General features: G+C 46.0%; 16 protein-coding genes. 12 read left to right on the top strand and 4 right to left on the bottom strand.

What is annotated here, in order from left to right; genetic code table 11:
* Positions 1–180 (top strand): hypothetical protein, encoded by a 180-nt coding sequence (locus tag ACLGGO_RS08440; protein WP_446335927.1) that lies wholly within the window; start codon positions 1–3, stop codon positions 178–180.
* A 134-nt stretch (positions 181–314) separates the two neighbouring features.
* Here ACLGGO_RS08440 and ACLGGO_RS08435 read toward each other — a convergent pair whose 3' ends face one another.
* From ACLGGO_RS08435 to ACLGGO_RS08425, 3 genes are all read right to left on the bottom strand, one after another.
* Positions 315–743, bottom strand: coding sequence for a hypothetical protein (locus tag ACLGGO_RS08435; protein WP_446418960.1), 429 nt, complete (start codon positions 741–743; stop codon positions 315–317).
* Positions 744–883: 140 nt separating this feature from the next.
* Positions 884–1,669 (bottom strand): Uma2 family endonuclease, encoded by a 786-nt coding sequence (locus tag ACLGGO_RS08430; protein WP_446418959.1) that lies wholly within the window; start codon positions 1,667–1,669, stop codon positions 884–886.
* A 361-nt stretch (positions 1,670–2,030) separates the two neighbouring features.
* A complete protein-coding gene (locus ACLGGO_RS08425) occupies positions 2,031–3,473 on the bottom strand; it encodes an efflux RND transporter periplasmic adaptor subunit (RefSeq protein ID WP_446418958.1) in 1,443 nt (480 codons plus the stop codon).
* A 52-nt stretch (positions 3,474–3,525) separates the two neighbouring features.
* Between ACLGGO_RS08425 and tadA the strand changes: the two genes are divergently transcribed.
* From tadA to ACLGGO_RS08390, 7 genes are all read left to right on the top strand, one after another.
* Positions 3,526–4,017, top strand: coding sequence for a tRNA adenosine(34) deaminase TadA (tadA, locus tag ACLGGO_RS08420; RefSeq protein ID WP_446418957.1), 492 nt, complete (start codon positions 3,526–3,528; stop codon positions 4,015–4,017).
* A gap of 115 nt (positions 4,018–4,132) precedes the next feature.
* Entirely contained in the window at positions 4,133–4,876 is a 744-nt protein-coding gene (locus ACLGGO_RS08415; protein ID WP_446335937.1) for a lysophospholipid acyltransferase family protein, read from the top strand.
* A 44-nt stretch (positions 4,877–4,920) separates the two neighbouring features.
* Positions 4,921–5,133 (top strand): hypothetical protein, encoded by a 213-nt coding sequence (locus ACLGGO_RS08410; RefSeq protein ID WP_446335922.1) that lies wholly within the window; start codon positions 4,921–4,923, stop codon positions 5,131–5,133.
* A gap of 314 nt (positions 5,134–5,447) precedes the next feature.
* Complete coding sequence (locus tag ACLGGO_RS08405; protein ID WP_446418956.1) at positions 5,448–6,908, top strand: RecQ family ATP-dependent DNA helicase; 1,461 nt, start codon at positions 5,448–5,450, stop codon at positions 6,906–6,908.
* A 189-nt stretch (positions 6,909–7,097) separates the two neighbouring features.
* Positions 7,098–8,792 carry a tetratricopeptide repeat protein gene (locus tag ACLGGO_RS08400; protein ID WP_446418955.1) on the top strand — a complete coding sequence of 565 codons (1,695 nt, stop codon included), beginning with the start codon at positions 7,098–7,100 and terminating at the stop codon, positions 8,790–8,792.
* 170 nt (positions 8,793–8,962) lie between these two features.
* On the top strand, positions 8,963–9,289 hold the full coding sequence (clpS, locus tag ACLGGO_RS08395) for an ATP-dependent Clp protease adapter ClpS (protein WP_446335918.1): 327 nt from the start codon (positions 8,963–8,965) through the stop codon (positions 9,287–9,289).
* Positions 9,290–9,383: 94 nt separating this feature from the next.
* Positions 9,384–9,677: a DUF2103 domain-containing protein gene (locus ACLGGO_RS08390; RefSeq protein WP_446335917.1), complete on the top strand. Its 294-nt coding sequence runs from the start codon at positions 9,384–9,386 to the stop codon at positions 9,675–9,677.
* A gap of 17 nt (positions 9,678–9,694) precedes the next feature.
* Here ACLGGO_RS08390 and ACLGGO_RS08385 read toward each other — a convergent pair whose 3' ends face one another.
* Positions 9,695–15,754 carry a CHAT domain-containing protein gene (locus ACLGGO_RS08385; protein ID WP_446418954.1) on the bottom strand — a complete coding sequence of 2,020 codons (6,060 nt, stop codon included), beginning with the start codon at positions 15,752–15,754 and terminating at the stop codon, positions 9,695–9,697.
* Positions 15,755–16,401: 647 nt separating this feature from the next.
* Between ACLGGO_RS08385 and ACLGGO_RS08380 the strand changes: the two genes are divergently transcribed.
* The 4 genes from ACLGGO_RS08380 (at position 16,402) to cbiD (ending at position 21,089) form a co-directional block, all read left to right on the top strand.
* Positions 16,402–18,618, top strand: a complete 2,217-nt coding sequence (locus tag ACLGGO_RS08380) for a hypothetical protein (protein WP_446418953.1) — start codon at positions 16,402–16,404, stop codon at positions 18,616–18,618.
* A gap of 85 nt (positions 18,619–18,703) precedes the next feature.
* A complete protein-coding gene (locus ACLGGO_RS08375; RefSeq protein WP_446334757.1) occupies positions 18,704–18,877 on the top strand; it encodes a hypothetical protein in 174 nt (57 codons plus the stop codon).
* A 312-nt stretch (positions 18,878–19,189) separates the two neighbouring features.
* Positions 19,190–19,825, top strand: coding sequence for a restriction endonuclease subunit R (locus ACLGGO_RS08370; RefSeq protein ID WP_446418952.1), 636 nt, complete (start codon positions 19,190–19,192; stop codon positions 19,823–19,825).
* A 157-nt stretch (positions 19,826–19,982) separates the two neighbouring features.
* Positions 19,983–21,089, top strand: a complete 1,107-nt coding sequence (gene cbiD / locus ACLGGO_RS08365; RefSeq protein ID WP_446418951.1) for a cobalt-precorrin-5B (C(1))-methyltransferase CbiD — start codon at positions 19,983–19,985, stop codon at positions 21,087–21,089.
* Positions 21,090–21,250 lie beyond the last annotated feature (161 nt).

The following is a 21,250-nucleotide window of genomic DNA, read 5'->3' as shown; positions in this document are numbered from 1 at the left end:
TTGAGAACCTTAATAATAGAGGATAGTGTACTGCAAGAGTTAGCTCAATTCTCTTTAATGCTCAATATCATGATGCTGGCTTATCAGGGAGTAGCAATTGAGGATTTGCCTAGAACTGAGGTGATGGAAGAACGACGCAAGCAGCATTTCGCTGAATTACAATTACCTGAAGAACAATAATTTACAATAGATCGTTTGTCCTAATGGATTGCTACCTGTAGGGACACGGCAATGCCGTGCCCCTACAATATGTGATGTTTGTGCCTAAATCCTGTGACATAGAACATCGTCCTAATAAATCCAACGATGAATCATCAAACCCGTTCTCTTTGGCAGCAATCCCTTTGCCGTTCCATCGCTGCTTCTGGAGTATAAAAATCACCCACATTCACAGGTAATTCCACGATTTTACCCTGCTCAAATTGCCCGACTAAATCCCCTACTTTAGCTGATATATGTTGATTGAACCTGAAAAACTTACAGAAATCAATATCTCCACCAATAACTGTAAATGATTCTTGTTCAGGATGCTCAACCGTAAAAGTAAATTGCTGGCGATTATCACCAATCAACATCAGAATTTTAAATTCACTTGTTCCTTCTACAGGCTGAATTGAAAGTAAACTGGTCTTCATACGTTTTTCTCCAAGTAAACGCCTCGTGTATTCCAATAATTCAAAAATTCTGCTTCCTTTATCAATGACTCGCCAACTTCCACCCGCAGCACCCGAAAGTTTTTGCATCGATAATCTGACCCTAAAGATTATGAATGGTACTGAAATTTTGGCTGGTGGGCAATGCCCACCCTACGGGGTAAGACTTTGAACCCGTTTAAACGGGTTTAAGCTTTGAGCCAGAACTTTAGTTCAGGGCTTAAGTCTTTTCAAACTTCATCTGGATCAATTCCCATTTCTCGTAGGCGTTCAGCCAGTTGTTCGGCTCGTTGTTGAGCCTGTTCAGTCTGCTGTTGAGCTTGTTCGGCTCGTTGTTGAGCTTGTTCAGCTTGCTGTTGAGCTTGTTCAGCTTGCTGTTGAGCTTGCGCCGCCTCTTCTTCAGGAGTGAGTAACAACTCTCCCGCTAATGTCGCCCAACGCAGCCAGGTTGTTTGAATATCTTTATAGGAACCTTGCCAACGCACTAAGGCTAAACCTAATACTTGGCTAATAAATCGCCCTTGTTCATCCAAGTCTATGGGTTGATACACGCCACCTTGTAAACTAAATCCCGCCCAATCCTCTGAATCAAAGGGATTGTACCAAAAATATTCCGGTACTCTCACCTTGTCTTGGTAAATTTGTTTCTTTTCGGTTTTATCTTTAGTGGCTGTACTATCAGAAATTAACTCAATTACAACATCCGGTGCTTTGCCTTCATCCCACACAACCCAACTGAGTCGTTCCCCTTTAGTAACTCCCAACACGACAAAGACATCAGGACCGCGAAAGTCTTGGTTTTTGATTTGAGCCGCACTAAAATAGAGGAACATATTACCGCCGACATAGCCATCCTCTCGTTGAGCTAACCACGCGACGAGAGTATCCCTAAGCATTTGCATTTGTAAAAAATGTCGCTGAGTTTCCATGGGAATATCGTCATCGCAGGGTAAGTCATACTGGGTTGGCGGTAGAGCTAAATCAACAGGAGCCGATTCAATCGTGGTTTGAGACATGGTTTTTTCTTAAGATTGCGCCTATTTTCTTCACTGTAACGCCTGTGATCAGACTATTTGAGAGATTGAGGGGAAAACCTATTCAGATTGGGTTGTGTTTTTGTACAAGTTGTGTTATTAAAATAGCCCCGACATCCGCCCGAAGCCCGGAGTTCAAACTCCGGGCTAATAGCTCAAGTCCACGCTTCGTGAACTAATATAGCAGTGCCATCGTTTCAGGTGTTTTTATGCACGGTGTTTGACCGGAAATGATATAAATACTCCCGTTATAATTTAGTCCGCGTAGGCGAACTTTGTTTGTGTAGCAGCGATTTCAATCGCCGTGGCTTGTTGGTGTTGGGTTTTGTTCCAAGGGCCCAACCTACAAAGAGCTTACTGATAAAATACTCAAACGAACCGTATCGCCATCCTTTAACGGCGCATCAGTGCGAACTACAAACCGTTCCCCTGGCTTTAAACCGGATACAATAGCCACTCTACCCTTGGCGCGATCGCTAATTTCTACTTGACGTGCTTCAACTGTAGATTCAGCACCATTTTCAACCACGACAAACACCGTTGATTTCTCTGATGTTTGAGTCGGCTGATTCGTTTTCGCCATCTGAGTATCTCCACGCCCTGACTCTCCGCCAACCTCTAGCGCCGTTTGCGGAACAACAACTTGGGCTTGGGTATTTGGTGTGAAACTAACTCGTGCTAAAAGTCCACTACCAATTTGACGATTCGGGTTAGGAATCGTCACCTCTACAGGGATTTGTAAGGCTTCACTATCAGCTGCGGGAGAAATTCGGGTCACTTTTCCGGAAAACGATTCATTGGCAAGTGCGTCTAAATTCACCGTTACCGATTGTCCCACCTTGATATTCGCTAGTTCTCTATCTGAAACCCGAACTTCTACCTTCACCTGAGTAAAATCCCCTAACTTGAGAAGTTCACTTCCCGGTGTAACTAGATTTCCTGGTTCGGTGACTCGTTCTAATACCACACCGTTAATCGGGGAGGCGAGTAAAGAATAGGACTGACGTTCCTTATTTTGAGCCAAAATTGCTTGCTGCGCCTTCACTCGTCCTTGCGCCGCCGCGACAGCTTGTTGTTCGGTGCTAATTTGCTTAAGGGTGGCTTGTAGGTTTTGTTGCGCGGTTGCGGCGGCGGTTTGGGCTAATTCTGCTTCTTGTCGAGAAATTGCTCCTTCTTGCGCTAGGTTTTGTAGCCGTATCGCATCTACTTTAGCTTGCTGCAATTCTAACCGGGCTTGTTCTGCCCTCGCTTGGGCATTTCCCACCTGAGTTTGAGCGCGGGCGACTTCTGAATTTAGGGCGGCGAGTTCGGCTTGTGCTTCAGTTACAGCCGTTTGCAATAAGGCGTCATCAACTTGAGCTAAAATTTGTCCTTGTTTAACCGGATCACCGATATCAACATTGATGTTCAACACTCGCCCTTCCATTTGAGATCGCAGTGAGACATCCCGCAGGGGTTGAGTTCGACCTGTATATTCTATTGGTTCTAACACCCATCCCGTTTGTGCGATCGCGACATCCACGGCTGTACTGGTTTTCTCTTCTGCACCAGGGGGTTTGGGTTGCGCCCCAGCTTCTGTCTTGGGACTAATCCCACATCCAGTGAGAGACGGTACAAGTAAAATAATCCACAGCACCAGAAAAACCCAATAGTTAGGGCTTTCTGAATAAGTATTGTGGTGAGGGGAAGCATGTAGAGACGCGCCATGGCGCGTCTGGAAAGCTGGGGAAGCCGCAGACGCTGAATGACTCGATTGATTCTGAGAGTACACGCTTTTAATTCTCACTAGAGTAAAGTCGTCAAGGGTTGTTTAAAGTTTCTTCATATATCTACTCTAAATGTTACCCCCCATTAATCAAGTTGCCTATCAAAAGCATCGCCACTGGATGAATCAGGCTCTCGCGATCGCGCAATCTGCCGGTGAAGCGGGGGAAGTCCCCGTTGGTGCAGTGATTATTGATAATCAGGATAACCTCGTCGCCACCGGAGAAAATCGTCGAGAACGCGATCATGATCCTACCGCCCACGCCGAAATCCTCGCCTTGCGTGCAGCCGGTCAAGCCTTAAAAACCTGGCATTTAAACACCTGTACCCTTTACGTCACCTTAGAACCTTGTGCCATGTGTGCTGGGGCGATCATTTTGGCGCGGCTAGGTTTGCTGGTGTACGGTGCTGATGAACCCAAAACTGGCACAATCCGAACCGTTGCCAATATTCCCGATAGCGCTTACTCCAACCATCACTTACCTGTCCTTGCTGGCATTATGGAATCAGAGTGTCGAGGGCAACTTCAATCCTGGTTTGCCCAACGACGCCAGCGCGAGCGATAATCAACCCTTAACCATGACATTAATAGAACTGTCCCTTCAGTAGACGACAGGGGTTGTCAGACCTCATAAGGTAAAAGTGGAGAGTCGAAACACAGCAAAAACTGAATCCCCTATGATGCAACTCCAATCCCGTGAACAGAACCAAACGTCCTCAACCTTGGACAAACCCGATCTAAAGACGGTTAATTCCGCCAAAGTAGTTCCCGTTAACTCCAGTGTTTCCCCTTGGTTAACCTCAATCTTCTATCCGTTGGGGCGTCGTATCCTCATGCCCCTTTATTTTGGGCGGCTGCAAGTTACTGGACAAGACAATATTCCCAAAACTGGTCCAGTTATTCTAGCACCTACCCATCGATCGCGTTGGGATGGGTTAACCATAGCTTATGCCGCTGGGAAACCTGTCACAGGAAGGGATTTGCGGTTTATGGTGTCGCAAGATGAAATTAAAGGATTACAAGGTTGGTTTATCCGGCGCCTGGGTGGGTTTCCGGTGAATACGAAACACCCGGGAATCAGCAGTATCCGGCATAGTGTTGAACTCCTGCGTCGTGGCGAAGCACTGGTGATGTTTCCCGAAGGTAATATTTTTCGACATGGTGAGGTTAATCCACTTAAACCCGGTATGGCGAGAATTGCCCTGCAAGCCGAATCCAATCAACCCGGTTTGGGATTAAAAATTGTACCTGTTAGCATCCGTTATAGCGAACCCATTCCTCATCGGGGTTCTGATATTCAGATTAATATTGGATCTCCTTTAGATGTAGCCAAGTATTGCACCCAGTCGGCTAAAAAAGGTGCTCAACAGCTCACCACGGATCTGGAAATAGCACTGAAACAAGTCGATCAAAACCTTGGCTAAATTCTCAATAGAAGAAACAGCGGCAGCCATGTAGAAATAGGCAATTGGTACGTCTGGAAGCAGGGGAAGTCGTTCAAACGCAAAACGTAACACCCCTTCGTCCTGATAAAGGGGATGCATTTGCCAGCTCTCACGCCTTTAATGGGCATACCCCTACACCTCAAACCCCTGACAAGGATTCCATTCTTGTTGGTATTAGTAGCGAGCAAGATGCTCGCACACCAAGGATGAGAGCAATTTTTGACATCAAGGTTTAAATGCCGAACAGCTGATCACTTGTGATCACATTTTACCCTGCAACCCAAAGATACAGAATCATATTTTGTTTAAAAATGAAGCAATCTTTAAAGTTAGAGATATTTTACTTTTAGTAATGTAAAATTATAACTAATATTCACCAAAAATTTAATCTAACTTTATAGAATGTGATAGAAACAGGCTTATGCTAGTGTAGTGACTGACTAGCGAACCCTAAAGCATTGTTCCCTGAGTCAGTAAAAATATAACCTATAAAGACAAACAAGGATCAGGTTCAGATATCTACAACTATCCCTAACGTCTCTCTATACCCATGAGCATTACCGAAACAACATCCTGGAACGATGTCCGCATCGCCTTTAAAAAAATCTGGGGATATGATAATTTCCGCCCGCCTCAAGGTGAGATTGTTCGGAGTATTTTGGAAGGGCGAGATGCACTGATTGTCTTACCGACAGGTGGTGGTAAATCGATTTGTTTTCAACTTCCCGCCCTCTTACAAACCGGATTAACCTTGGTGATTTCACCATTAGTTGCTCTAATGGAAAATCAGGTACAGGAATTACGCGATCGCAACTTACCCGCCGCCCTGTTACATAGCGAATTAGCCCCGCAACAACGCCGAAAAACCCTGCAAGCCCTAGAAAACCAGCAACTCCGATTACTCTACCTCTCCCCAGAAACCCTATTAAGTGCGCCCGTCTGGGAACGACTCCACGAACCCAATCTAAAAATTAATGGATTAATTCTAGATGAAGCACATTGTCTCGTCCAATGGGGCGATACCTTTCGACCCGCTTATCGGCGTCTAGGCGCAGTACGACCCACCCTACTCAAGTCTAAACCCCCCGGCAGCCAAATCCCGATCGCGGCATTTACGGCGACGGCTGATCCTAGCGCCCAAGACACCATCAGTAAGGTGTTGCAATTAAAACACCCCCAAGCCTTTTTAATCAGCCCCTATCGCCAAAATCTCAACCTAGACGTGCAAATCGTCTGGACACCACGCGGACGCCGCCAGAAGATGTTACAGTTCATTCAAGCCAGAAATCGCCAATCTGGGTTAGTTTATGTCCGTTCGCGGCGAGATAGTGAAGAATTAGCCCAATGGTTTGGGGAACGGGGTTATGCTACATCCCCCTACCACGCCGGGTTAAGTTCCCAGGAACGCCGAGATGTTGAACAGACTTGGTTGAGTGGCAAAACTCAATTTGTGGTTTGTACTTGCGCCTTTGGGATGGGAATCAATAAGCCCAATGTACGTTGGGTGGTACATTTTCAGCCCCCCCAATTATTATCAGAATATATCCAAGAAGTCGGTCGCGGCGGACGAGATGGCAAACCCGCAGACGCGCTGACGTTGATCAGTGAGCCAACGGGGTGGTTAAATTCAGAGGATAAGCAAAAGCGTCAGTTTTTTGTCGATCAGATGCGATCGCAATACCAACAGGCACAACGCTTAGTCAAAAAGCTACCCGAACAGGGGAATGTAGCCGCCGTCTCCCAGGAATTTCGCCAGGGTGAAGTCGCATTAGCTCTGCTGCACAGTGCTGAACAATTGGAATGGCAAGATCCATTTCACTATCACAAACACCCATCCCCAGATTCCCGCGCTTTGGCTCAATTAAGTTCCCACCAAGTTCAGGTACAGAAACTGATGACACAATACCTGACAACTCGCCAATGTCGTTGGCAGTTTTTATTAAAAGCGTTTGGGTTTAAAAAGGAGGCGATGGGATTAAAATGTGGGCATTGTGATAATTGTCGGAAATAGGCAATAGGAAGATGGGGAAGCCAATTTGTAGGGGCGAAGCATTCGCGCCCCAATGTATCGGATTTCTGCTAACACAAGAGCGCGAATGCTTCGCCCAATCCCCAATCCCCAGTCACGAGTCACCAATCCCCAATCCCCAATCCCCAATCCCCAGTCACGAGTCACCAATTAACAAACGACAAATGACAAATGACAAATGACAAAATTATTTCGATTTTTCTAAGTACCTTTTTATGGGTAACTGTATCCTCCTCCCAGAGTCTAAATGCCCAAAATGAAGAGGGATTACAGTTACAAGATTTTAGTTACTGGGCTAGCCTTTGTGCTACCCAAAAAGATGCTAAAAATTATGAACAAGCCCTAGAAGCCTGTGATCAAGCGATCGCGTTGAATCCCAATGAACCTCAAGCCTGGATTGATCGAGGTGATATTCAACGGGCATTAGATAATTATGCCGAAGCCGCCGCCTCTTATGGTCAGGTTATTCGCCTTGAACCGAGACATTCTGAAGCTTGGGCAAAGCGCTGCGCGGCGCACATTCAATTGGCAAACTATGAAGCCGCGATGACTGATTGTGAAACGGCTTTGCAAATTGATGAAAACTGGGATGAAGTGACGCGGGCTTATGCGTTGTATCATCAAGGATTAGCCAATTGGGGACAAGGGAGACGGGAAAAGGCGCTATTTTCATTTGATTTAGCGGTTCAAAGTAATCCGAATTATTCCCTGGCTTGGGCGCAACGGTGTCTGTTATTGTCCCAATTAGATCGGACTTATGACGCCCTCACCTCCTGTGAACGCGCATTACAAGTCAATGGGGATTGGGGAAATCAAAATCCCGCGATCGCGTGGACAAATCGCGGTAAAATTTTGGCTCAGTTGGGACGGTATGACGCCGCCCTCGACTCTTATGATCAAGCTCTGGCGATTAATCCCAAGGATGCAACGGCTTGGACGGAACAAGGGAAAGTTTTATTAATTATTGGTAAACCGGGTGAAGCATTAACCTCTCAGGAATGGGCGCTAAAAATTAGTCCCAATTATGCTTTAGCCTTAGCCAATCAATGTGCCACGCTCAATCAACTGAGTCAATATGAAGACGCCCTAGCCGCTTGCGATCAAGCCATTCAAGAGGGAGATGGGCGTTGGGGAAAAGAAGGTGCGGCTTATGCTTGGAGTCATCGGGCGGATGCGCTGACAGGTTTGGGTCGATTTGAAGAGGCTTTGGCATCGGCTAATCGGGCGGTAGCACTCAATCCAGACTATGCTGATCCCTGGAGTAGTCGGGGGGCGACACTGTGGTTTATGGGGCGGTTTGAAGAGGCGCTAGGGGCGACAGAACAGGCGATTAATATTAACCCCAATTCCTCGAAAGCTTGGTTTAACTATGCCCGAATTCTCACCACATTGGGACAGTATGATCAAGCCCTCGCGGCTTATCAACAGGCGCTCTTAGGGGATGCGAATGTGGGGGATACCTTGACTCTGGCAGAGATTTGGGTGAATCTGAGTGCCTTATATTGGCGTATGCAACGTTATCAAGAGGCGAACACAGCAGCGGAGCGAGCGATTGGGATTAATCCAGATTCGGCGGCGGCATGGTATAATAAGGCGCTGGTACTCATGGCATTAAATCGCTACCCTGATGCCGTGAATACTTACAATCGCGCGATCGCAATCAATGCAGAGAATGCTGATTTTTGGGCAGGGAAAGGCATTGCGCTGCGGTTTTTAGAGCAATATCCTCAAGCCTTGGAAGCCTTGCAAACGGCATTAGAATTGAATCCAGCTCATCCTCAAGCTTTGGTCAATCAAGAGTTTGTCATACAAAAGCTACAAACTCCTAATGGAATGGAGGTTTTGCCCAACTCAGGGCTTAGGTAAAGGGAACAGGGAACATCGAATTGCCTGTTTTTACTAATCAGCGGATTTTATCTGGTTGATGGGGTTCTCTGGTGGACGTCCATGATGAATATGAGTAACTAATCCCAAACTGCGGTAAACTAGGAAGATGCATTTTTGAATTTTTTTAGCAGAATTTTGTTAAAAGCCCTATGACTGTGATAATTTCAGCAGCTCGTTCAGCGACATCTGCTGCACCAACTCAAGCTCCTGAAAAATCGAGTCAAGTTACCCGCAAGCTTTATCCGAACTATAAGGTGATTGTTCTCGATGATGATTTCAATACCTTTCAGCACGTCCATGACTGCTTGGTAAAGTATATTCCGGGAATGAACAGTGATCATGCTTGGAAACTGACCAATCAGGTTCACTTTGAAGGTCAAGCCATTGTTTGGGTTGGTCCTCAGGAACAAGCCGAACTCTATCACCAACAGCTAAGTCGAGCTGGATTAACTATGGCTCCCCTGGAGGCGGCATAATTGTGTAGAGACGTGCCATGGCACGTCTGGGAGATGGGGTAATGGTTTGGCTCAAAACGGATCAGTATGCAATTTAGATAAACAAAAACATATCATGGGTAAGTCCAATGGCGGCAGATTGGTTTGGAATCACTCAACTCACTTACCAGGCTTGATTCCGGTTCTGGAACGTCTCACTACCTATACTGGAATTCAAACGATTACGCCTGCTGTCATTGGACGAGCCAGGAGTCATCGTCCTCGCTTAGAGTTAAAAGTGTCTGTACCCATTCGCGGTGGACATAAGATTATTGCTCGCTCTGGCAAAACGGTTCAAGAAGTGTTTATTATCACTGAGTTGAGTAAGCGAGAATTAGAAGGGGCGATTTCACAAGCATTGAAAAAGTAATAAGTCAATTGTACTTTTTACCACGGACTTCCGACTAAAGTAAATGCACTCCAATAATAAGGATGAGTCAATTCTCTATCGGGTAATTTAGCTAACTGGGGCGGTAAAAGAATCGTACCATTCGGAGTAACCAATTGACCATCTTCTAATCGCACCTCACCCCGAATCATCGCTAACTGTGCTTGTCGCAGGGCTTCAGCTTTAATCGGAACTTGCTTTAACTGGGAATAAAATGTGGTCATTAATCCTAAAGTCGCTTCATCACTGACATACCAAAGACTTCCCAAGGCTGATTTTACCCCTGCTTGTACCGCTAATCCAGTAAATCCTAACTCAGCTTCCTCATCCCCTAAAGCCGTGCGACAGGCGCTTAATACCATCAGTTCCACAGGTGGATTGCTTAACCCCAGTTCTCGGATTTGGTCAAGGGATAGTTTAGTATCCCAAAACTGGATATAAGAGTTTTCCGGTTTACCAGATTTAAATTCACCGTGGGTGGCTAAGTGAAGGATACCAAAGGGAGTTCGATTGCGAACTGCTTTTAGGTTCTCTAGGGTAAACGCAGAATTAAGAAACGATTCACCCGACCAAAGTTTCTCAGTAATTGTCGATAATTCTACCGGGACGGCGGGTAAGGGATTTTGGTCACTAAATTCAGACGCCCCCATCGCCAAGACTTCCAGATTTCTCACATCCACGTAGCGAGTATCGGTTAAAGAGATACTAGGCATTAAATTAATATTGTATCTCTCCAATAGAAATCCATTTCCATCATGTAAAATTGCCATGGGTAGTGAACGCAAACCGCTATCCACGAGAAAGGCAATTGTATTAATTTCCTGCGTATTTAACTCCGATTCAACGGGTGCAACTAACCATTGATAGAGTTGTTGCGCTAAGGGTAAGTAAGGACGAGGAATGCTAACACTGGTCACAGCGCGACGCAACTCTTGACTGGTATTGAGAACCTTTTCTCGTGTCGCACCGGGTACAGAACGTCGTATAGGTTTCCCCTCAGCGGTGACAATAATCAATTCCAATTGATCCTGACTCCTGTCGCGTTCCGTCTCAGAACTCCCTGGTTTTTGGTTTTGATTCAATCCGGCGGTTGGTATTAGTGAGGGGGCGTTACTGGGGACAAATACAGCGTACAATAGTGCAGGTTTAGTTCCCGTTGCTTGTTCAATTCGGTTGAGGATAGCTTTGGATTGGGCTAGGGTGATAAGCGGAGTATCAAAAAGCCCCAAATAATCTTCGTACTGACGGTTAAAATAGTCTTCAACTTCTGCCACGATATCCAATTCTCGGGCAGGAAGTTGGGATTGAAGTATTGGCGGTGGGTCTTCAGGCAATTTTAGTAGATTGACGGGATTGATTTCAGGATTAGGGGATGGGTCATCAGGAGAGGGGTTATCAGGAGAGGGGTTATCTGGGGGCGGGTTATCTGGGGGCGGGTTATCTGGACGGTCAACACTAATAATTTGCAGATTACCTTCAGTCTGGGTAAAGAGAAAAGATTCGCCTAAATTAATCGTAAATTCACCACTGGAAATTGCGCCGATTGTCCCATTCGTGGTTGCATCTCCGACAATAAAAGGAATTTCGCCATTTCCACCATGGCGAATCGTAATCCCACCGCCACCGTTACCCCCCGCCGTGGAGAGACTGGTTTCAATTTCATTGCGATTGCTGAAGCTATTGGTGGCGCGGAAGAATTGTCCGGTTGTAATCTCTACTGTACCACCGATGCCATTATCGCCACCTTCAGCATTAAGCTGTCCAATTTGAATATCCCCACTGGGGTCAAGTGTGACATCACCCCCATCATTAATACTGCCACTACTGTTAATAGTTGCTGTGGTAATCGCTGTAATTGCATTTAAGAAAATCTCACCACCACTGAGTCCAGAACTATTTAAGTCGCGGGTAGAAATTGCCCCGGTAGTCGCGGTTAGGTTAATATTACCTCCCGTATCATTCGGGTTACTCGAATCCAAGTTAATTGTGGGCAGATTAATCTCAGTCGCCTCGATGATAATATCGCCGCCACGGGTTTGAATTGACCCAGAACCCGCAGCCGTGATGATTCCGGGACTGGCTAAGGTAACGTTACCCCCAGCCGTGGATAGAGTGGGATTGGAGAGGGAAAAATTCCCACTCATTAGCAGGTTAATCTCACCCCCCCCGATACTGGTAATCTCAGTTTTCCCACCGGGATTGATAATATCGCCTGTGCGAATGTCTTGGTTTGTCTGTAAGGTAATTGAAGTATTATCAGGCGTGGTAAGACTAAATCCTTGCGTGTCAATTGAACCTGAACCTGTGGGGGATTGTAATGTGAGTGGGGCGTTAAACTGAGTATCAGCCGCTAAGGTAATCACACCACTACTATTAGTGCGTCCAATCGTAATTGAGGTAAACCCAGGTTGCAATTGGGTTAACTTGGTTGCCGTTAAATCCAAAATACCGGGATTTCCACTATCAACACCCCCCAATTGAATGTCTTGGCTAGGCGTTAAGGGTTGCATGATTAAGTTTCCTGTACCAGAAACCGTTCCGGCAATATTAATTTCATCCCCAGTCAAGGTCAGATTTCCGACCTTGCTATCTAAATTACCACTCACACTGGCATCATTGTTGAAGACAAAGGTATCGTCTGAGTTACCGCCAGTCAAGTTGGAGAAGTTGGTAAATTCTATATCATTGACGGTTCCCTGATTTGTATCGGTAATCATCCAAGTGTTGGCGGTATCCGTGGCGATTAAGGTGCTATCGATGTTGCCATTTCCCCTAACTCCTTCCACATCTTCTGCCCCAAGTGCCGCTAAATCTACGGTTAAGGGAGTGGTAATGGGGGAGTAATCGAGGGTATCTGTACCTGCATTCCCAGTAATCGTGCCGGTGATATTTGCACCGTCACTAAAGACAAAGGTATCATTGGCGCTGCCACCAGTTAGATTACCGATATTTTGGAAAGTTAAGCTATCGATATTGCCTTGGTCGATACCCGTTATTTCCCAAGTTGTGTTTTGGTTGGCACCGACTAAGGTTGACCCGCCGATAATATTAATCGGATAGGATGTAGAATCCTCATTTAATGTAATAACACCTGTATTGTTGGGATTACCAATATCAATCGTGGTGAAGGTTGTTGAGAGGGTTTGTAGTTCGTTACTGTTGATGAAAACAGTAGTTGCGTCTCCTGTTCCGCCAATTTCCAAATCTAGATCTGGAGTTAACGGCTGTAAATTTAAGGAACCCGTACCCGTCGAAAAACTGCCCGTGTCTAAAGGAAATCTATCAGCAATTAGAGAAATATCTCCACTATTGGATTGGATTGTCCCTTTGATCAAAATATCAGGTCTATTATCAGTCCTAGTTCCTTGTAAAGTAATCGTGCCTGTTCCGGTTGTTTCAACCAACCCTTGAGGGTCTACGAGAATTCCGATGGTGTTATTGCTGTTGGTGTTAGGATTTCCCTCTACAGTAATATTACCTGTACCCGTTGTTCTGACAGTACCTGCAAAAAGCGTCAGTTCACCAATCCAAACCCCATAATTGTCCATATCAGGATTAGAAGCACTTCCACTTTGCCCAGTCAGACGGATATCTCCATCAACGGCGGCAACTGTAGAGTTGGCATGAATTTCTATTCCAGCTGAATATAATTCTCCTGAACTTCCAGTGCCATTTAAATTAATATTTCCTATTCCCGTTGATTCTACCAGACTATTACGAAGGACAATACCATCACTGGCATTGCCAGTAGTTCCGGAACCACTAATACCAGTCAAGTTAATCGTGCCGTTTACTGAAGAGATGGTACTCCCACCGGTGAGAGATATGCCTCGATTAATATTTATCCCATTCGCACCTGTACCGTCTAAAACAATAGTCCCTGTCCCCGTTGATTCGACTGAAGCGTTATCAAGTTTAATGCCTGTATTATTGGATACCGTACCACCAGCTGTACCCCTTAGTCTGATATCTCCATTCTCGGCAGAGATTGTTGAATTAGCCAACAATCCTATTCCATAATTTTGATTGGTTCCGTTTCCACCTATCCCATTTAGGATAATCGAACTCATTCCCGTGGATGATACTACCGAGTTCTCTTGAATTTGAATACCAGCGTTTCCTTCTCCCGTACCATTTCCCCCTGTTCCAGTTAGGTTTATATTTCCATTGTCCGAGTTAATACGGCTGTTGGCATTAATGAATAGTCCATAGTTGTTATCTGTACCATTTCTACCTGTACCCGTCAGTGTAATTGTGCCAGTTCCCGAATCAATTGTTGCTCCCTCTAGACGTATTTCACCAACGCCTGTACCTGCAAATGTTCCATGCTCAATAGTGACATTCCCACCATTGGTTAAAATCTGCGACCCATTATTTATCTGAAATTGAGCTGTTCCCGCATCGTGAAAGTTTGCAATCGCATTTTCATCATTAATCAAGGCACTAAAATCGCCACCGTCGAGTTCAATCGTGGCATTGAGGATAATACTACGTCCAGCTTGAAATTCTAAATCATTAATACTGCTAGAAACAATATCCTCATCAACGGTAATATCGTTATTTGCTTGCAGAGTGACAGTACCCGTTAAGCCAGAAATCTGATCTGCATCAAAGGTGACATCTTCACCTGGATTTTCTCCAAAAGCATCATTGAGGTTTACATTATTCATCCCTCCATCAGCTATCGTGATATTTTTGGGGTCAAACAGAATATGTCCTGACGCACCATTCGCCGCACCGACATCAGCAACGCCTCGGAAAATCAGGTTTTCTTTACCCGATATTTCCGCCAACCCACCATTACCAGAATTTTCGCCACCACGGGCGCTAATAGTACCGTAAGCACGAGTTATTTGATCTGCCCAAACAATAACCAGTCCCCCATTCCCATCAGTTAAAGCATCTGCATTAATGGTTGAATCTTCGCTAACGAACGTGATATCAGCATTGGGAATTGTACCTTCCCCTTGATAATCTCCACCAATTCTCACTGTACCGCCACCATTGATACCCGATGCGTCAAGATTGGCGGAAAGTAACCCTACCTTTTTGCCAATAACATTGATTTCATTGCCAATTGAGGGTGAGGAGGAGGGCGCACTGCTGTGCGCCCCTACGGTTTCGTCAATGGTTTCGTCAATAGTGGAAACATCGATTGTGCCAGAGATAATCGCGACTCCTGTTTCGTTTGGCACAGTTATCTGAGAATCCGCCAGTTGTACCTCTCCCGATGCGGTAACATCAACCCCCGTCTCGACTTTTTCTGCTGAACCTGTTAATAACTCGGCGACATCTAATGGACTAATTGGCAATAATATCCCGTCTTGATTCCGAGGCGCAGCAATCTCTAATGACAGTAACTGTCCCGACTGAGAAATCCTCACCCGATTTGACCCTTCAACCGCCGCAATCGTAATCTGTCCCCCTGGTGCAGTTAGTTCCCCGGTGTTAATTACAGTTCCCCCTAATAGGGTTAAACTCTGTCCCGGAGAAACGGCTAAATTTCCAGCATTGACAATTGTCCCCGATTGGGATAAATCAAAGGCAAATTGATTGGGATCTCCTACCAATTGCGAATAATTATTATCCCCAAATGCATTAAACCAAAGATTATCGCCAAACCCAATACCTGTCGCGGTTGTGGCGATGAAATCAGCGGGAACATTTAATTGGGCATTTGTGCCAAAAATAATCCCGGCTGGATTGATTAAATATAAATTAGGCGTTCCTCCTGTCACCTGAATCAACCCATTAATCAGCGAGGGATTTCCGCCAACCACTCGCCCCAAAATATTCCTCAGATTTGGATTCGCCAAAAAATTGGCAATTTGTCCTGTATCTAAGCCAAACTCCTGGAAACTGTGGAAGAGATTCGCCTCATTTACATCAAGACTTCCCCCGGAAATGTAAAACTGATTCCCCTGCGGTGTAATCACTGTACCCGTACCATCAGGGGCGGCGGTAATCGGTTCAGCGTTCGTAGTCGGCGCTGTCTTTGCCACCAAAATTAAACCCGCAATCAGAAACAACCAGCTAAAGCACCATTGAGCAGATTTCATCGGAGTAAGAGTTAATGAAGGATCTAGCTCAATTTTTTCGCTTGTGCCAGTCTTTTTTTCATTGATGTTATAAAAATATAAAAAACGATAGCTAATTTAGGTTTAATTAATTTTAATTTACGTCTGAACGTTCCTTGAATAAGAGTGGTATCGGTTATGAATAGCAGAACTATTTGCGGGTATAAACATCATCACTAACGTGCTATAGTGTCAAGTTAAATTTAAGGAGAGGGCGACCCGACCGTCTGTAGGGGCGGTTTCCAACACCTACCTATTAACCTGACTTTTCACGGGAAGTCTAGAAACCTGAGTCGGGGCGGGTTTAGTCACATCCGGGTGTCACCGAAAAGATAGTAGTGAAACCCGCCCCTACACAATGCAATCCCCCTCTTCCCTTATAGATCCCCCTCTTCCCTTATAGATCCCCCTCCCGTCCCCCTGCTTCTTAAGGGGGAAGCCAGAGGATGCTTCGCTTGTTGTTCCATGGGGGAAGCCATAGGATGCTTCGCTTTTTTTTTCACAGGAGAAACTCGTTTGTGTAGCATCAGTTTGAGGAGAGGGCGACCCGATCCAATTGAGTGGATGAGAGTTGTTAATTTATGCAAGCGGGTCGCCCCTACAGGTGCCTTACCAATGACGAATGACCAATGACGAATAACAAAATCCTCTATTTTATAGCCGCGTCATTTCTCTTCTGGCTAGGAGGTTCTCATCCTTCCCCAGCAGAAATGATTGATCCAGCTATGTTATCCGGGGATATCCGTTTAATCCTAAAACGTGGCGTGTGGAAGACGTGGGAAGGGGAACCCGTTTATCAGGATATAACTCTAGATTTAGTCTGTGATGCGAATAAGTGCGATCGCGAAGTGTGGGGATTTGCGCCGAAGTTCAATCAGGCTGACCATCAGGGACTTCTCCAGAGGAGTCAACGGGGACGGTTATGGAATCTGGATGTGCAGATGCAAATTAGTCCTGATCCTTGGCAATCCTTGGCAGGACAGGCAGATTATGATATCCAAGTGCGCTTGCATGACGATAATCAACTAATTGGCACTTATTCTGGAACAGTAAATGACCAACCTGTCAAGGGAGAAGTCCAGGGAATTATTCTTCCCCATTGGTCACAACCCGTGGCAAATCATCGTCCTCTGCGTCCCCAAGAACATCCTCGGCTAATTTTTCGCCAAGATCAACTTCCCCAATTGCGTCAACAGGCTAAAACGCCCAGGGGTGAGGCGATTCTGGCACAGTTGCAACGGAGTCTTGACCAACCCATTGGTTATGGGGGTTATGCGCCAAACGGGGGCTATCACGCTGCTGGTTATTGCTTCCTCTCCCTAATCCAGCAGGATCAAGCCGCCGCTGCAACCGCTTGGCAGATTACGATTAATTCCATGAACCAACCTGGACCCCGTTTACTGGAACATTCTACGGTAGTGGCGGGAGTGGCGTTAGCCTATGATTTGTGTTATCCGGCTTGGGATGAGGAACAGGTACAACAGGTGGCGGATTGGTTAGCCTCCCAAACCGCCCTGCTGGTGAAAGGAACGGCGGGTGATGGCTGGAATCCTAACCCGGCGAGTAACTGGAATGCTAGGGCGCGAGGGGCGGCGGGGTTAGCGGCGTTGGCGCTACTGGAGGAGGGGGATGTAGAGACTCGGCGTTGGCTGAAAATTGCCGAACGGAATATTAAACGCTATCTTACCATTGGCATTGGCGATCGCGGCTTTGGGTCTGAGGGTGATCATTATAGTACAGAACCCTGGTTTCTCACGGTGATGCCCTTCCTACAAGCGTATCAGACAGTGTTAGGGGAAGAGTTGGTGACGCGATCGCACGCGGCTTGGTTTCTACCCCAATATGTAACCCGGATGGTGGGTGAAGAAGGGGAAGTGGCGATTCCCAGCTATGGGCGTCATCGCTTAAGCCCCACGGGTTCTATCTTTGCGGTGGGATTGGGGATAGTCCCGCAACGGCTGCTACCGGGAGTTATGTGGTTCTTTAACCGTCATTGGGGTGAGAATGGGGATAACAGTTTTGGCATTGAATTACCCCATGAAGCGGTGTATATTTTCGCTGGATATCCTCAAGATGTAACCCCCCGGAACCCCGCAAACGTATGGGGGCGGGTATTGGTGGATGAACAAAAAGGCTTCTTTACGTTCCGTAATCAGTGGCGGGATGAAAATGATTTTGTCACCAGTATTTTTGTCAAGCGAGAGAAACCCAGAGGCGGACATTGGTCATTTCCCGATGCGGGAAGTTTCCGGATTTGGGGATTAGGAGGGCGCTGGGCGACGGCGGGATCTGCATCTGATGGGACACAGAGGGATGAAAATGTGGTGTTGTTACCGGAAAAACAGGCAGGGAATGAAGCACAGTTAACCGGATTTCTCTCAAGTGCTGATGGGTCGGGTATGGTTAGTTTACAACACAATAACTGGTTGCGATCGCTGGCGGTGGATTATAGTGGCGTATCTGGTGTACCGGGGTTGTTTGTCCTGGTGGATCAAGTGGTTGAAGCCGAAAAACTCGATCAAACCTGGATTATGCATACCCAGGAAAACGTGACGATTCAGGGTCAACAGTTTATCCTTGAGGCAGAATCAGGGGCGACGATGCAAGGAACCTTTATCACACCCTCTGGCGTGACGCTGGAATTTATACCCAGTGAGACGGGGGGAATGATTCAGGCGACAGGGCGCGATCGCTTTATTGTGGTGATGACAGTTCAATCGGGGACAGCGCCTGAGGTTGAGGTTCTCTTAACTCAATTTAATCCTCAAATTCAGGTCGGAAACCAGACTATTGAAATAATAGAGGATAAAATCGTATTGAAATCGCTAAAAGAGGGTGCTAACTAGCTGACTTTTGATCCGGATAGAATTTATTTTATCTTGAAAAATTTCAGCAGACTTGTTTCACGAGTGTCTTTTAGGATTTACGGTTATGATGTCTGGTTTTTTAATGATTGCAATGTATGCCCTATTTTGGATGTGGTTCTTTGGCGGCTTTGCGCCGACGAAAAAACCTCCAGCGAAAAAGAAAACCCCAGAACAAGAGTTAGGAGAAGCGTTGAGTAAATATTTGGCGACGTTGAACAAACCGGGAAATGCCAAATAACCCAGGGTGTGGGGTATGGGGGCGCAAGGCTTGCCATTGGTGTCAACTTAAGCGCTAAAAGCAGGGGAAGCAGGGGAAGCTATGCAGAGACGTGCCATGGCACGTCTGGGAGCAAGAGAAGGCTCTTGCGGATTTCTCTTTCTCCTGTAATAGCTTAGGGAGCAAGCAACACGCCCCCGTTTGTGTCGAACGGCTCGAAACATACTGTTCTACGCAAATGCGTGTCTGAGCGGCAACTGAGCTGCCAAGAAGTTAAGTAGAATAGTACATTTATTTGTCAAGATTGAGTCAAGATTTAAGTTGGAGTAGCCGATGACAACTCTCTACGCTAAAGATTTATCTCTAAAAGACGTTCATCGAGTTCTGGGATTTCAACGACGATATAATAGCTCATTTACTCCCTTGTTATCCCTGGAACCCCTAACCGATTTTGAACAGCAGGAATTGGGGCAAATTCGCGAGGATTTCGATAACTATTTGATCGACGGAGAAGTCTCAGAAGGACAAGTTAAACTTCTCGCGATCGCGCCATTACTGCGGTTGGCTGGTTTCTACCGTTTTCCTGTCAAAATTTCCCTGGAAGAGAATATTTCCCGGATTACTATCGACGATGAGGATACCAGTATTACCGGACGCTTGGATATTCTAGCCGTAAATAAACAGCGACGGCTCACGGCTCATACATCGTTATGGGTGTTGGTTATTGAAAGTAAAAATAGCCAGGTGAATGCCTTGGCTGGTTTGGCTCAATTACTCACGTATGCCTATAATAATTTGGAGCATCAAGAATCGATTTGGGGATTAGCCACAAACGGAATGCATTATCAGTTTGTGTACATCCAGTCGGGAAATCCACCCACCTATCAGCTCTTACCCTTGCTAAATTTAATGGAAACTGAGTCGTCAATGCAAGTTTTGCGCGTGCTGAAAGCTATCCGTCAGGCTTAGAAACTATTTTGCTATAGGTATGAATAAGATCGTCGCGCGGTTAATTAGGAAGAGGGCGGGTGCAAGTTGTTCAGTTTGGTATATATCTGTCGATTTAATCCCTAAGCTCGCCCTACGGATGACTGATTATAATTAAGGTTAAGGATTCACACTATCAATGAAATCTGGATATACTCTACCCGTCTTTGCTTGTGCTTCGGCGATTGCTGCTTTGCAGTGGTTGCGCCAAGCTAACCCCCTCGATACCGTATCTGTAGACTTAATTGAACCCCCAGAAACGGCAGAAATTCCCATTGAGCAAATCGCGGGAATTCGCCAAGGAATAGCACTAGCGATTACCCGCAGTGATCCGGGCGATAACCTTGACTTAACCCGAAATACTCCAATTTGGGCAGTTGTGGAATGGGGAAAATCTGAGCAAACAGAACAGGTACAGATAATCGGTGGTGAAGGAATTGGACGACAATTAAATGCAGCCGGAAAAGCGGCAATTTATGCCTACGCTGAGAAATTATTACAAACAAATCTCAGTCGCTTACTGACACCAGATGAAAAAATTCAGGTGACAATTATTTTACCCGAAGGACGCAAACTGGCACAACGGACATCGAATGCAGCGTTTGGTGTGCTAGAAGGATTATCACTTTTAGGAACGACAGGGATTTCTCAACCCTTAAGCGCTCCTGAACAACTGCAAGCTTATCGCGAACAACTGCAAATCAAAGCCCTATGTTTCGACTGTTTAGTCTTCTGTGTGGGAGAAAATGGTTTAAGTTTGGCGCGACAAATGGGGATAAATTCGGAGCAATTAGTCAAAACAGCCAATTGGCTAGGATCGTTGTTAGTGGCGGCGGGATTGCAGGAAATCCCAGAAATTTTATTATTTGGTTATCATGGTAAGCTGATAAAGTTAGCGGGTGGCATTTTTCATACCCATCATCACTTAGCCGATGGACGCCTAGAAATTCTTACCGCTCATTGCGCTCAAGTGGGATTACCCACACCGATTTTACAGGCAGTCTTTACCAGTCCCACCACCGAAGCAGCATTGAGCTATCTACGGCAATTGGACGCTAAAGAGGGGAGTGATTGGGTGAATCAAATTTATCGTGCGATCGCGTCTACGATAGATAAACGCTGCCAAGACTATATTTATAAGCATAGCGAGCAAGAGGTACGAGTCGGTTCCCTCTTATTTGATCGCAACCGCCAAATTATCGTCACTAGCTCAACGGGAGCCGCGTTAGTTTCTCAATTATGTTAACCTATTGACACTCCCCCGGCTAAAAGCGCGGGGGATTCTTCGTTCATCCAATCACCTTAGAGTATTGACTCTCGTCAATACACCAGAGGGCGAGTTGTCCCGAAGCGTTTATCCAGTATTCCTGGAGCGTTCCTGTATGCCCGGAGCGTACGAAGTGCTTC

The organism is Coleofasciculus sp., assembly GCF_046565525.1.
In the GTDB taxonomy this organism is placed as follows: domain Bacteria; phylum Cyanobacteriota; class Cyanobacteriia; order Cyanobacteriales; family Coleofasciculaceae; genus Coleofasciculus.
Note: the sequence above shows the minus strand (reverse complement) of the source record. Positions and strands in the feature narration are given on the sequence as shown.